Source organism: Herbiconiux sp. A18JL235, from assembly GCF_040939305.1.
Taxonomy (GTDB): domain Bacteria; phylum Actinomycetota; class Actinomycetes; order Actinomycetales; family Microbacteriaceae; genus Herbiconiux.
Genome location: NZ_CP162511.1, coordinates 1,163,150 through 1,176,469, shown reverse-complemented (window position 1 = coordinate 1,176,469; position 13,320 = coordinate 1,163,150). Strand labels below are relative to the sequence as shown.

The 13,320-nt window shown below is 69.9% G+C and carries 7 protein-coding genes; 2 read left to right on the top strand and 5 right to left on the bottom strand.

Annotated elements, in window-relative coordinates:
• Positions 1-63: 63 nt before the first annotated feature.
• Both ABFY20_RS05435 and ABFY20_RS05430 read right to left on the bottom strand, forming a co-directional pair.
• Positions 64-2,271 carry an acyltransferase family protein gene (locus ABFY20_RS05435; protein WP_368498920.1) on the bottom strand — a complete coding sequence of 736 codons (2,208 nt, stop codon included), beginning with the start codon at positions 2,269-2,271 and terminating at the stop codon, positions 64-66.
• 125 nt (positions 2,272-2,396) lie between these two features.
• The gene (locus tag ABFY20_RS05430) at positions 2,397-4,268 is read right to left on the bottom strand and encodes a hypothetical protein (RefSeq protein ID WP_368498919.1); all 1,872 of its coding nucleotides are present in this window, start codon (positions 4,266-4,268) and stop codon (positions 2,397-2,399) included.
• Between the two features lie 54 nt (positions 4,269-4,322).
• On the opposite strand from ABFY20_RS05430, the gene ABFY20_RS05425 reads away from it, so the two are divergent.
• Positions 4,323-7,871, top strand: coding sequence for a glycosyltransferase (locus ABFY20_RS05425; RefSeq protein WP_368498918.1), 3,549 nt, complete (start codon positions 4,323-4,325; stop codon positions 7,869-7,871).
• 25 nt (positions 7,872-7,896) lie between these two features.
• Here the strand turns inward: ABFY20_RS05425 and ABFY20_RS05420 are convergent, their stop codons facing one another.
• Positions 7,897-8,979 carry a glycosyltransferase family 2 protein gene (locus ABFY20_RS05420; protein WP_368498917.1) on the bottom strand — a complete coding sequence of 361 codons (1,083 nt, stop codon included), beginning with the start codon at positions 8,977-8,979 and terminating at the stop codon, positions 7,897-7,899.
• Positions 8,980-9,066: 87 nt separating this feature from the next.
• Here ABFY20_RS05420 and ABFY20_RS05415 point away from each other — a divergent pair, with 87 nt between their 5' ends.
• Positions 9,067-11,622: a glycosyltransferase gene (locus ABFY20_RS05415; RefSeq protein WP_368498916.1), complete on the top strand. Its 2,556-nt coding sequence runs from the start codon at positions 9,067-9,069 to the stop codon at positions 11,620-11,622.
• Between the two features lie 78 nt (positions 11,623-11,700).
• On the opposite strand, the gene ABFY20_RS05410 is transcribed toward ABFY20_RS05415, so the two are convergent.
• Together ABFY20_RS05410 and ABFY20_RS05405 are read right to left on the bottom strand one after the other, a co-directional pair.
• The gene (locus tag ABFY20_RS05410; RefSeq protein WP_368498915.1) at positions 11,701-12,462 is read right to left on the bottom strand and encodes an ABC transporter ATP-binding protein; all 762 of its coding nucleotides are present in this window, start codon (positions 12,460-12,462) and stop codon (positions 11,701-11,703) included.
• Positions 12,459-13,295: an ABC transporter permease gene (locus ABFY20_RS05405; RefSeq protein ID WP_368498914.1), complete on the bottom strand. Its 837-nt coding sequence runs from the start codon at positions 13,293-13,295 to the stop codon at positions 12,459-12,461. The genes ABFY20_RS05410 and ABFY20_RS05405 overlap by 4 nt, the downstream gene beginning before the upstream one ends.
• Positions 13,296-13,320: the final 25 nt, after the last annotated feature.

The following is a 13,320-nucleotide window of genomic DNA, read 5'->3' as shown; positions in this document are numbered from 1 at the left end:
CGGGTCTGTGCCGGGACGGGTCAGTGCCGGGCCGGGTCAGTGCCGGGCCGGGTCAGCGTCTGGTCAGCGGCCGAACGACTCGATCGCCGCGGTGAGGTCGCGGCCGAGGTGCGGGGCGATGCTGCGGGCGTAGGTGTTGCTCATGTGGTTGTTGTCGGCGTAGGTGACGACCCCTCCCACGAAGGTCATGCAGGTCTCGTCGGTGCAGAAGTACTGGCTGGTGTCGACCAGCGGGATGTCGCCGTTCTGCGCCACCGCCTGCAGCACGGTGTCGTCGATGATCGCCTTCTGCCGCGGGTTCGAGCACGGGGCCGCGGCCGGCACGGTGATGCCGGCGAGGCAGGTCGGCACGTCGCCCACGCTGTTGCCCGGCACGTCGCGCACGAAGATCACGTCTTTACCGCTGGCCTGCACGGCCGACCAGTTGGCGTCGATCTCGTCGCGGAAGGCCTGCAGCTGCCCGGGGTCGTCCGAGGTGAAGTAGGCCCTCGACCAGTCGGTGTACGCCACCACGTCGATGTCGTCGCGCGACTCGATGTCGGCGAGCACGTCTTTCGTCCAGTCGGTGCAGGCGATCTGCTCCGCCGCATCCTTCCCCACCATCTGCTCGGGCACGGTGGTGAGGCCAGGGCAGCCGAAGCGGGTGTAGGTGACGACGCGCCAGCCCTGGGTCTTGAAGTACTCGTCGAACGACGGGGTCATCGCGGCGGCGTGCGAGTCGCCCACGATCGCGATGGTGCCGTTCGGCCCCTTCGGGTCACCGTAGGTGCAGTTGCGCCAGACGTTGTCGAGCTGCACGAGGCACCAGTTCGGGTCGAGGTCTTGCGAGGCGTAAGCCGTGTCGATGGGCTCGGTCGCCGTGAACACGTCGGGGCAGGCCCCCTGGTCGAGGATGCCGTTGGCGCCGTAGCAGGGCTGCTCGAGCTGGGTGGTGGCCTGGTTCGCCGCCTCGTCGATCGACTGCTGGATGAAGGTCATGTTCGCCGCGATCACGGCGACGATGAGGGCGGGCACGCCCAGGGCGAAGGCGTAGGAGCGGATGCGCTTGGCCGCCCACCAGCGGTTGTAGCGCGCCGGGTCTTCGACGAAGCGGCTCGACAGCGCGCCGACCACGATGGAGAGCAGGCCGAGCGCGATGCCCGCCTTGATGCCGATGCCCACTCCGAACACGAGCGGGAAGAACACGATGATCGGCCAGTGCCAGAGGTAGATGGAGTACGACCACTTGCCGATGCTCTTCACCGGCCAGAACGCGCTGACGGTGCGCAGCCCGAAGCGCTCGGAGGCGGGCGGGTCGACGAGCAGCACCAGCAGCGCTCCGACCACCGGAATGGCGGCGACGATGCCGGGGAAGGGCAGCGCGCCCGAGAAGGTGTACGCGGAGACGGCGATGAGCGCGACCCCGACCCACGGCACGACCGCGCTGACGACGCGCATGCCCCGCGAGCTGCGGTCGAGCTTGCGGCGGTCGGCGAGCCACATCACGGCCACCGAGGCCAGGCCGCCGGCCGCGAATTCCCAGGCGCGCACGAAGGTGTTGAAGTACGCGGCCCCCGGCCGGGTGGCGGTGAGGTAGATCGAGTAGATCAGGGAGGCGGCGAACACGAGCACGAGAACGCCCACCACGAAGGGCCGGAGGCTCTTCCACGAGTCGGCGTCGATGCGACGGCGGAGCACCCAGCCGGCGACGAGCACCGTGCCCATGAGCAGCAGCGGCCACAGCACGTAGAACTGCTCCTCGACGGCGAGCGACCAGTACTGCTGCACCACCGAGTCGGCGTTGTTCTGCGCCAGGTAGTCGACGGCGTTGTTCGCGAGCACCCAGTTGATGGCGTAGAGCGCGCTCGCACCGATGTTGACGAGCTCGTCGGCGCGGTTGCTGAGCGGCACCCAGATGAGCGTGGCGACCAGCGTGACGACGAGCACGAGCAGCGATGCGGGGAGCAGTCTCCGGATGCGCCTGGCCCAGAACGACCCGATGGCCACCTTTCCGGTGCGGCGCAGTTCGCCGAGGAGATGCCCCGAGATGAGGAAGCCGGAGATGACGAAGAAGACGTCGACGCCGATGAACCCGCCGGGGAGGGCGCCCGGCCAGAGGTGGTAGATGACGACGACGCCCACCGAGAGGGCGCGCAGGCCCTGGATCTCGGGCCGGAACTCACGGAGCGCCGCCGAACCCGAGGAGCGTCGCGATGCGCGGGTGGCCACCGGAGCCGCGCCCGCTGCCGCGCCTCCGGCTCCGGCGGGCGCCGGGTGCTCTGAACTGGCCACGTCTGTCGTTCACTCCTCGCAGGATCGGGCCCGCATCGCTCGGCGCCTCGGGAGATCATAGTTGCTGCCGCCCCGCCGATCCTGACCGCACGCTGGTGCGGCGCATCCGGAGCCGGTCGGGCTGGTCAGCGGGCGGGCACGACGTCGGCGATCGAGAGCCCGTCGATGCAGACCGGGCTGCTCTGCGCTCCGATGGCGAGCTCGCCCGGGGCGATGCCGTAGGGCAGGTAGAGCACGGCGGTGCCGCTGCCCGCGGGCCGCTCCACCTCGGTCCAGCGGTCGCCCGCGAACACGGCGAACGAGTCGCCGGACGCTGCCGAGTAGTCGATGACGAGATAGCGGCCGCGGTCGGCCTTCGTTCCCGGGTACTCCAGATCGCTGTTGCCGTCGGTGCAGGCGGCGCCCTCGGAGGCGGCTTTGACGTCGTCGAGCGTCGCCGGCCCCGCGGCCCCGTCGGCGCCGACCACCCAGGCGCCCTCGAGCGAGCTGGTGAACGTCACCTCGCGCCCGAACACCGGCAGCATCGCCGAGGTCATGTTGTAGGGCCAGAGCGACGCGAGCGCGACGGGCTCGGGCAGCGGCGAGTCGATGAGCGGCGGCGCGTCGGCCGGCAGCGTGCGCTCCATCGTCTCCACCCACTCCCTGGCCTTCGGGCCGGGGTTGGCGGCGACGATGCGGTCGAACGAGCCCGCCCACGCGACGGCCGACACCGCGACGAGTGCCACGACGGCGAGCGCCGACACGACGGAGGCGACGAGTCGGCCGGTGCGCCGGCCGCCGCGTGCCGAGGGCGGCGCTGATGTCGACAGCCCAGCCCGCGCATCCGCCCGCCGCCGCAGCTCGAGCAGCGTGCTCACCACGACGACGCCGATCGCCGCCCAGACGAGCGCCGTGTTCTCGAGGTGGTAGCGCAGCTCGCGGCCGGCACCGATGCCGATGACGTCGGCGCGCCGGGAGAGCACGAAGGTGTTCGCCAGCACGACGACGACCGTGAACACCCACACGCCGGCGTTCGAGCGCTTCACGACGACCGTCGCCACCACGAACGCCGCGAACAGCAGGCAGGTGACGATGATGACGGGGTTCAGCAGCGTGACGGGCGCATGCACCAGGTCGAAGCCGAAGAACGAGGGGATGAGGCCACCCAGCGCACTGTGCACCATGAACTGCAGCGTGGTGGTGCCGGAGGGCGAGCCGTCCGACTCGGCGAGGTAGGGGCCGCCCAGGTAGAGGTACAGCTCGGCCAGCGAGATGACGACGACGCCGAGCCACACCGGCCAGCTGCGCAGCAGGTTCTTCAGCCGGGCGAGGAGGGGCTGGCCGCGCCAGATCACGAGCACGCACCACAGGAACAGGTGCATCGAGAACAGCAGCGACTTCTCGCTCGAGGCCAGAGCGAGGGCGTAGAGCACGAGCCCGGCGGCGAGACTGCCCCAGCGCGTCCAGCGCGTGCCCACCACGAAGCGGGTGAGGCAGCCGAAGGCGGCGAGCGAGACGGCGAGGGCGACCGTGTTGTTGAGGCTCGCGGCCCACCACAGCCGCAGGGCGATGGGGCCGAGCGAGAGCGAGAAGGCGAGGCCGGCGAGGAGCGCCATGCGGCGGGCGCCCGTCACCGCGTCGACGATGCGCACGAGGGCGGTGAAGGCGCCGGCGTGGATCACCCCGATGATCACCGCTGCGGCCGGCCAGGAGAGGCCGAACACCGCGAGGAACCCGGCGATGCTGGCCGCGTACGCCGGCATGAGGTGCCCGAACCAGCTGCGGGTGAGGGAGTCGACGCCGAACGGGAACTCGCGGAAGTAGGCGGGGAAGAACAGGTCGTCGGCGAAGAAGTACGACTGCCAGGCGAACGCCGCGGTGAGGCCGAGCACGAGCACGATCGCCACCGGAAGCTCCCACCGGCGACGACGTGCCGTGACGAAGCGCGACAGCGCTGCGGCCCAGGCCCACGCGCCGTCGCCCGACGCCGTGGTGGCGGCGGGGGCTGGTGATCGCATCCGGTCGAGTATAAGGTCCGGTCCCGCGTGCGAAGACCCCTGTAGCCTTGGTGGATGCGTGTCTTGCTCGTCAACCACAGCTCGGCCGAGAACGAACTCGGCGGTGCGGAACGGTCGTTGCTCGCGCTCGGCGAGGAGTGGGCGAGGCGCGAGCCGGGGCTCGAGATCGAGGTGGTCACGGCCTCGGCCGAGGGCGAGTTCGCCCGGGCCGTGCGCTCGCGCGGCTGGGAGCTGTTCGCCGTCCCGTTCTGGCCCTGGGCCATCCCCCACCTCTACCGCCCGGGCGAGAACCGCTTCGACAACGCACGCCGCGACGGGCGGGCCGTGCTGGCGATCGAGAAGCGCATCCGCGACACCTCGCCCGACCTCGTGGTGACGAACTCGGTGGTGAACCCCTGGGGCGCCGTCGCCGCCGGCCTCGTCGGCACCCCTCACGTGTGGTTCGCGCGCGAGTTCGGCGACCTCGACCACGGCCTCGAGTTCGTCATCGGCGTCGAGCAGAGCTGGGCCGACGTCGGGCTCCTCTCCGACCTCGTGGTGGCCAACTCCGAGGCGGTGCGCGCGCACGCCGAGTCGTTCCTCCCCGGTCGCGAAGTGCTCGTCACCTATCCCCCGGTCGACGTCGAGGCGCTGCGCACGGCGCCCGTCTCCGCCGCGGCGGGTGCGGCGGCGGCATCGGCGACGGATGCGCGCCAGGGTGGCGAGGGCACGCTCGAACTCCTCATGGTCGGCACCGTCGGCCCGGCGAAGCGCCAGCACCTCGCCGTCGAGGCGCTCGGCGAGCTCCGCGCGCGGGGCGTCGACGCCCGCCTCACCCTGGTGGGCCCGCTCGACCACCCCGAGTACCACGGCGCACTGCTCGACACGGCCGCCCGCCTCGGCGTTGCAGACCGGGTGCGCGTCGAGGGCTACCGTGAAGACCCGCGGCCCTACATCCGCGACGCCGACGTCGCCCTCATGCTCTCCCGCAGCGAGGCGTTCGGCCGGGTCACCATCGAATACCTCGCGCAGGGAACCCCGGTGGTCGGCATCGATGCCGGAGGAACGAGCGAGCTCATCGCCGACGGAAGCTCCGGCTTCGTCACCTCGGCCGAGGTCTCCGACATCGCCGACGCCCTCGCCCGCTACGCCGCCGACCCGGCACTGCTCCGTGCCCACGCGGCGGCAGCCCCTGGCGACGCAGCTGCGGTGGCCGGCCGCTACCCGCTCTCCGACGTCATCGACGCGATGACCGAGCTCTCGCGCACCGCACCCCGGGTGCCGAAGCTGCCCCATCTCACCGAGTTCTGGATCGGCCTCGCCGACGACGTCGAACTCATGCGCGACGAGTGGCAGACGGTGCGCAACCCCACCCTCGACGAGACGGTGCGACAGTTCGAGGAGGCCAGGGTGCGCTCCGGCCGCGCCGGAACCGCGGCGTCGGCGGCGCTGGCCACGGGCGCCGAAGACCTCAGCCCTCCCCCGCCGGTCACCATCGTGGTGCCGGTCTACGGCGACCTCCCCTCGCTCGAGCGCTGCGTGCAGAGCGTGCTCGAGCACGGCGACCTCGGTCGCAACCGCCTGCTGCTCGTGAACGACGTCGGCCCCGACGCCGACGTCATCGAGGCGCGACTGCGCGAGCTCATCGACGGTGTCGAGAACGCCTCCTACGCCCGCAACCCGAAGAACCTCGGTTTCGGCAGCACCTGCAACCGGGCTGCGTTCGAGCTCGACGACTCGGGCAACGACGTGCTGCTGCTCAACAGCGACGCGGTGCTGCTGTCGGGGGCCGTGGAGGAGCTCGCCCGCGTGCTGCACGCCGGCGAGAAGCACGGTGTGGTCTGCCCGCGCAGCAACCACGCCACCATCGCCTCCTTCCCGTTCGTGTCACGGCCCCGCCGAGGGCCCGACGACATCGAGCATTCGCTCCGCAAGTTCGCGTCGCTCCACGACGAGCTGCCGCGCTACACCGTCGCCCCGGTGGCCATCGGTTTCTGCTTCCTCGTGCGCCGCGCGCTGCTCGACCAGTTCGGGCTGTTCGACGAGATCTTCAACCCGGGCTACGGCGAAGAGGTCGACTTCTGCCTGCGCATCAATACGCACGGCTACTCCTCCCTGTTCGCCAACCACGCCTACGTCATCCACGAGGGCAGCCGCAGCTTCAGCGAGAGCGAGTTCGACTCCGACGGTCTGCGCACGCGCAACGAGGAGATCATCTTCGAGCGCTACCCGCACTTCCGCTCCTCCATCGACCAGTACCTCGAGCACGACATCGACCCGATCGACTGGTTCGCCGACTTCATCGACGGCAACGACCCCGACAAGCGCGTGCTGATCGACCTCTACGACCTGACCCTGCGCTACGACGGCACCTCGCGCAACGCGCTGTCGTTCCTCACGCTGCTCGCCGAGAAGCAGTCGCGCGGCGAGCTCGACGCCGAGTTCGTCATCGCTTCCTCCATCGAGGCGCAGAAGTTCTTCGGGCTCGACAGGTTCGGCTTCCGCAGCATCTGGAACCACGACGTCAACGAACTGTTCGACCTCGGCATCGCCCTCGTGCCGCTCGGCCACGAGAAGCAGATCCTGCGCTTCAACCGCTTCTGCGCCCGTTGGGTGGTCACCCACCTCGACATCATCGGCACCCGCCTGCTGTCGCTGCGCGAGAACGACGCCGCTCGCAAGCAGGTGCTGCGCGACTCGCTCGCGTACGCCGACCGCACGGTCGCCATCAGCCAGGCGACCGTCGACGACACCCTCGCCTACTTCCCCGAGATCACGGCAGAGGCGCGCAGCCGCATCACCGTGGTGCACCAGGGCGCCGCGCGGGTCGAACTCGAAGCGAAGAACGACGGCGACGAGCTGAGCGAGCGGCAGCGGGCCGCGATCGCCGCGGGCGGCTACCTGCTCGTGGTCGGCAACTCCTACCCGCACAAGCAGCTCGCCGAGACCGTCGCCGCGCTGCGCGGCGGGGGGCGCAGCGTCGTCGTCTTCGGCGGCGAGATCGACGACCGGGGCGACGAGATCGTGCCGATCCGCGGCGGCCTGCTCTCCGACCGTCAGGTGTCGAGGCTCTACGCCGGCGCATCGGTCGTGGTCTTCCCGTCGGCGTACGAGGGCTTCGGGCTGCCCATCGCGGAGGCCGCGAAGCACGGCAGACCCGTGGTGCTGTTCGACACCCAGGTGGCGCACGAGGTGGTCGACGGGCTCGGACTCGGCGACGGAGCGACCTTCTTCTCCCGCTTCGCCGACCTGCCGGACGCCGTCGCCACGGCCGAGCAGCTCAGCGTCACCGTGGCACCCGGCGAGGTGCGCTCGCTCGACGACTACAACGCTCGCCTGCTCGAGATCGTAGGCGAGGAGCTCGCCCTGCCCGTCGACCTGGCGCGGCTGCGCAGGAGGTTCCTGTACTTCCGTGCCGTCGCCGCCTACACGGCGCGCATCGCCGAGCGGTTCGCGGAGGCCTCGTACGACAACGAGCTGATCAGGGCCCGGCGCGCCTACAAGGTGGTGGAGGCGGTCGACACCGGTGCAGCGCGGGCCCGCCAGGTGCGCGGTCAGGTGCAGGAGCTCGGGCCGAAGGGCGTGCTGCGGGCGATCAGGCGACGGCTGCCGGGCGGCAAGTAGCGGGGCTCGCGGCCGGCGCCGCGGGTCAGCGGGCGAACTCCGCGAAGACGCGGCGGCGGTCGGCGGCGGAGCTGTGCCTGCGCCCTCCGAGCAGCGCGGGCGTCAGCCGCAGGACACTGCCGAAGTAGAGCCGCCACCCCGCCCGGGAGAGGAACGCACCCGATTCGGGGCCGCGACCGTGATGGCGGATGCCGCGCACAGCATCCGACGCCGCCCGAGCGACGGTGCGCGCCAGCACCGCCAGCACCGCGCGCGCCGGGGCGTTCTTCAGCATCGTGAGACTGCGGTTGCGGATGCTGTAGCTGCGCACCAGCGGCGAGTCGTGGTCGCTCGACCCGGCATGGCGGTGCACCACCCGCGCCCGGGGCTCGTAGACGATGTCGTAGCCGGCGAGGCGCATCCGCCACGACAGGTCGACGTCTTCGTAGTACATGAAGTACCGGGTGTCGAAGCCGCCGAGCTCCTCGAGCACCTCGCGGCGCAGGAACGCGGCTCCGCCGGTGAAGGCGAAAAGACGCAGGGACGACGGATGCGTGGGCTCGACCCCCGTGGGCCGCAGCCAGTCGCGGTCGTAGCAGTTGCCGGAGCGCGTCAGCACGACCCCGGTGCTGTTGGTGAGCTCGACGCCCGTGGCGTCGCCCTCGGGAGTGCGCACCCAGCGCTCGCCATCGATGCCGACCAGCGCGCCCGTGCCGGTGCGGTCTGCCGCGGTGGTGGGACGGTAGCGGCCCTCGAGCACGACGTGGGCGGCGACGGCGGCGACCGACCGCGGCGCTGCGGCGAGCCGGGCCAGCCCGGCGGCGAGGAATCCCGGCTCGGCGACCGCGTCGTTGTTGAGCAGTACGATCACCTCGCCCGAGGCGCGGGCGATGCCGCTCGACACGCCGCCGGCGAAGCCCTCGTTGCCGGGGTTCACCACCACGACGGCCTCGGGCACGCGCGCGCTCCAGAACTCCGCGGCTCCCGGCGCGGCCTCGTTCTCGACGATGACGATCTCGGCGCCCTGCCCGCGCACCGACTCCACGGCCCGTTCGGTGAGGGCGGGCTGCCGCCAGTTCACGATCACGACGCTGGTCGAGGGCGTCGGCGCGCCCGAGTTCTCTGCCACGGTTCACCGATCCTATCCGTTCAGGGAGCACGCTCTAGAGTGGACAGGGCCACGAGCGCCCGTCACCAACAGCAGGAGCCCGCACCCATGATCTCTTCCACCGGCTCGGTCTCGGTCGTCGTCGTCAACTTCCGCGGCGCCGACGACACCATCGAGTGCGTCACCCAGACGCTCGCGCTCCCCGCGAAGCCGGGTGCGCTCGAGGTCGTCGTGGTGGAGAACGGCTCGGGCGACGACAGCCTCGCGCGACTCACCGCCGCCTTCTCCGCCGACAAGCGGGTGCGCATCGTCACCAGCAAGGAGAACCTCGGGTTCACGGGCGGTTCGAACCTCGGCGCCGCCTCGGCCAAGGGCGAGTTCCTCGCCTTCCTCAACAACGACGCCAAGCCCGACGCCGCCTGGATCGACAAGGCGCTCGAACAGTTCGACGTCTCCCCCGCCGTCGCCGCGGTCGGCAGCAAGGTGCTCGACTGGGAGGGCCGCATCATCGACTTCGCCGGCCCCGGCCTCACCTGGTTCGGCATGGGCTTCAAGCCCAACCTGGGCAAGCCCGACGGCCCCGGTTTCGACGAGCCCCGCGACATCCTGTTCGGCACCGGGTCGGCCCTGTTCGTGCGCCGCTCCGTGTTCGCCGAGGTGGGCGGCTTCGACGAGCGGCTGTTCATGTTCTACGACGACGTCGACCTCGGCTGGCGACTCACCCTCCGCGGCTACCGCGTGCGTTTCGCTCCCGAGTCGATCGTGCGGCACCGCCACCACGGCTCCATGTCGTCGTTCGGGCAGTACCGCGAAGACTACCTGCTCGAGCGCAACGCCCTCATCGTGCTCTACAAGAACATCGGCGACGAGAACCTCGGCAGCTACCTCGCGGGGGCACTCGCGCTGGCGTCGCGGCGGGCCGTCGCCGAGACGGGGGTCGACTCCGAGTCGTTCGACATCCGCCGGGCCGGGGGTGCGGAGGAGAAGAGCGACGACCAGTCCACCCCGAAGAAGGTGCTCACCAGCGTCTTCGGCGCCGACCGCTTCGTGGCCGAGCTGCCCTCCCTGGCACCTGACCGCGCCGCCATCCAGTCCACGCGCATCCGCTCCGACACCGAGGTGTTCCGGCTCGCCGACGGCTTCTTCTCGCCGCTGTCGATGAACCAGGGCTACCTCGACGGCTACGAGGCCGTGGTGAACGCGCTCGGCATCCGCGAGTCGACGCAGAAGACGCGCATCCTCGTCATCACCGGCGACACCATCGGCGCGAAGATGGCGGGCCCCGCGCTCCGCGCCTGGAAGATCAGCCAGGCGCTCTCGGCCGAGCACGAGGTGCGGCTCGTCACCTGGACGAGCGCGAACCGTACCAGCCCCGACTTCGAGGTGCACCACGTGGGCCTGCAGAACGAGCGGCAGATGCGGGTGCACGAGGAGTGGGCCGACGTCATCTTCTTCCAGGGCTATGCGCTGCGGCACTTCACCACCCTGCAGGCGTCGTCGAAGATCATGATCGCCGACATCTACGACCCCATGCACCTCGAGCAGCTCGAGCAGGGCCGCGAGCACGGCAAGATCCGCTGGAACCACCAGGTGGCCTCGGCCACCGAGGTGCTGAACCAGCAACTGGAGCGGGCCGACTTCTTCCTCTGTGCCTCCGAGCGCCAGCGGCTGTTCTGGCTCGGCCAGCTCGCCGCGCTCGGCCGGGTGAACGCCGACAACTACGCCGCCGACGACAAGCTCGAGAACCTCATCGCGCTCGCGCCCTTCGGGCTCGACTCCACTCCCCCGCAGCACACCCGCACGACGCTCCGCGGCGTGGTGCCCGGCATCGGCGAGAACGACAAGGTCGTCATCTGGGGCGGCGGCATCTACAACTGGTTCGACACCCTGACGCTCGTGCGGGCCATCGGCAAGGTGGCCGAGACGCACGACGACATCCGCCTGTTCTTCCTCGGCGTCTCGCACCCGAACCCTGAGGTGCCCGAGATGGCGATCGTCCAGCAGACCAGGCGGCTCGCCGAAGAACTCGGGCTCACCGGCAAGAACGTCTTCTTCAACGACACCTGGGTCGACCTCGACGACCGGCAGAACTATCTGCTCGAAGCGGATGCGGGGGTCTCCACCCATTTCGACCACATCGAGACGACGTTCTCGTTCCGCACGCGCATCCTCGACTACCTCTGGGCGAACCTGCCCATCGTCACCACCGGCGGCGACTCGTTCGGCGACCTGGTGGCGGCGGAGGGCCTCGGCGTGGCCGTGCCGGAGCGGGACGTGGATGCGCTCGCCGCCGCGCTCGAGAGCGTGCTCTACGATCCCGACGCCAACGCTGCCGCACGCGCCGCCGTGACGAGGGTGCGCGAGGACTTCACCTGGGAGCGCGTGCTCGAGCCCCTGCTCGAGTTCTGCCGCAACCCCGAGCCCGCACCCGACCGAGCGCTCGAGCTCATCGGTGCTGCAGCGGGCAGGCCCACCGGCCGCTCACGCGCCGGCTTCCAGGTGGAGCTGTCGAAGGAGGAGAAGTTCCACCGCATCGCGTCGGGCCGGCACGGTCTCCGCCGCGACCTCGCACTCGCCCGCTACTACGTGTTCGAGGGCGGCGTGCCCATGCTCCGCGAGAAGGTCACCTCCCGCCTCTCGGCCCGCTCCGGCAAGAGCTCCTGAGGCGCCGTCGAGAGAGCGCGAAAGGCCCCCTCAGCTCGCTGATGGGGGCCTTCTGTGCTCTCTCGAGGGGTGGGGGGGTTACCCGTGCCCGCCCTCGCGCTCGCCGGCGGAGCCGAGCGAGTCGAGGTAGGCCTGGATGGTGGGGTCGGCCTCGCCGGCCGTCACGAGGTGCCCGTGGTTGAGCCAGGCGGCGTGGTCGCACATGTCGCGCACCATCTCCATCGAGTGGCTCACCAGGATGACCGTGCGGCCCTTGTCGCGGAGCTCCGAGAACTTGCGGCGGCACTTGTCCTGGAACTCGGCGTCACCGACCGCCAGCACCTCGTCGACCACGAGGATCTGCGGGTCGACGTTGATCGCGATCGAGAAGCCCAGGCGCACGTACATGCCCGAGGAGTAGTTCTTCACCGGCTGGTCGATGAACTCGCCCACCCCCGAGAACTCGACGATCTCGTCGTACTTCCCCTGGATCTCCTTGCGGCTCATGCCGAGGATCGACCCGTTGAGGAAGATGTTCTCGCGGCCCGAGAGCTCGGGGTGGAAGCCGGAACCCACCTCGAGCAGCGCCGCCACCTTGCCGTAGGGCGTGATGCTGCCCTTCTCGGGGTAGTAGATCTTGGCGAGGCACTTCAGCAGGGTCGACTTGCCCGAGCCGTTGCTGCCGATGAGACCGAAGGTCGAGCCCTCGGGCACGTCGAACGACACGTCCTGCAGGGCCCAGAAGTCTTCGTGCACCGAGCGGCGACCGCGCATGACGGTGGCCTTCAGGGTCTGGTTGCGTTCTTTGTAGAGCCGGAAGCGCTTGCTGACGTTCTCGACTTTCACGGCGAGCTCGGTCACAGGAGTTCAGCCAGTCCTTTCTCGCTGCGCCGGAACACCAGGATGCCGATGGTGAGCGACACGGCGGCCCAGATGACGCACACCAGGAAGTCTCCCCAGTCGGGCCAGCGGGCGTCGTAGAGCAGCTGCCGGAAGACGGAGACGAATCGCTCCATCGGGTTGAGCTGGTAGATGTCGAGCAGGGTGATGTTCGACCCGAACAGACCGCCGATGTCTCGCGACTGCGTGGCGACGAGGTTGATGGGGTAGACGATCGGGGTGAGATACATCCAGATCTGCATGATGATGCTCATGAAGTACTGGGTGTCACGGAAGTGCACGTTCGCCACGGAGAGCATGAGTGCCACACCGGTGGCGAACACGGCGAGCACCACCATGAGCAGGAGCGCCAGCGGCAGGAACGGCAGCACGAAGGCGCCGGCGATGCTGAGGGCGACGACGAGCACCGCCATCTCGAACAGCCAGTTGAAGCCCACCGAGCCCACGTACGACAGCGGCAGCACGATGCGCGAGAAGTACACCTTCTGCACCAGCCCGGCGTTCAGCAGCAGCGAGCCCATGCCGGAGTTCACGACGTTCTGGAAGAACGTCCACGGCAGCAGGCCGCAGAGCAGCCACAGGGCGAACACGTTGAGGCCCGAAGGGTCTCCCGGGTCGGGCTGCACGCGGAAGATGAAGGCGAACACGAAGGTGTAGACCACCATCGCGGCGAGCGGGTTGGCGAGCGACCAGAGCTGACCGAAGATGGTGCGCTTGTACTGACCCCGGATCTCGCGGAGCGTCAGATTCGCCAGGAGCTCCCGTGATCCGAAGACTTCTTTCAGGTATCCCATTCATCCTCGCTCGGTCGCACATCAG

Coding starts and splice junctions, on each gene's coding strand:
- ABFY20_RS05405 (WP_368498914.1), bottom strand. CDS start 13,295: ATGGGATACCTGAAAGAAGTCTTCGGATCACGGGAGCTCCTGGCGAAT.
- ABFY20_RS05430 (WP_368498919.1), bottom strand. CDS start 4,268: ATGCGATCACCAGCCCCCGCCGCCACCACGGCGTCGGGCGACGGCGCG.
- ABFY20_RS05425 (WP_368498918.1), top strand. CDS start 4,323: ATGCGTGTCTTGCTCGTCAACCACAGCTCGGCCGAGAACGAACTCGGC.
- ABFY20_RS05415 (WP_368498916.1), top strand. CDS start 9,067: ATGATCTCTTCCACCGGCTCGGTCTCGGTCGTCGTCGTCAACTTCCGC.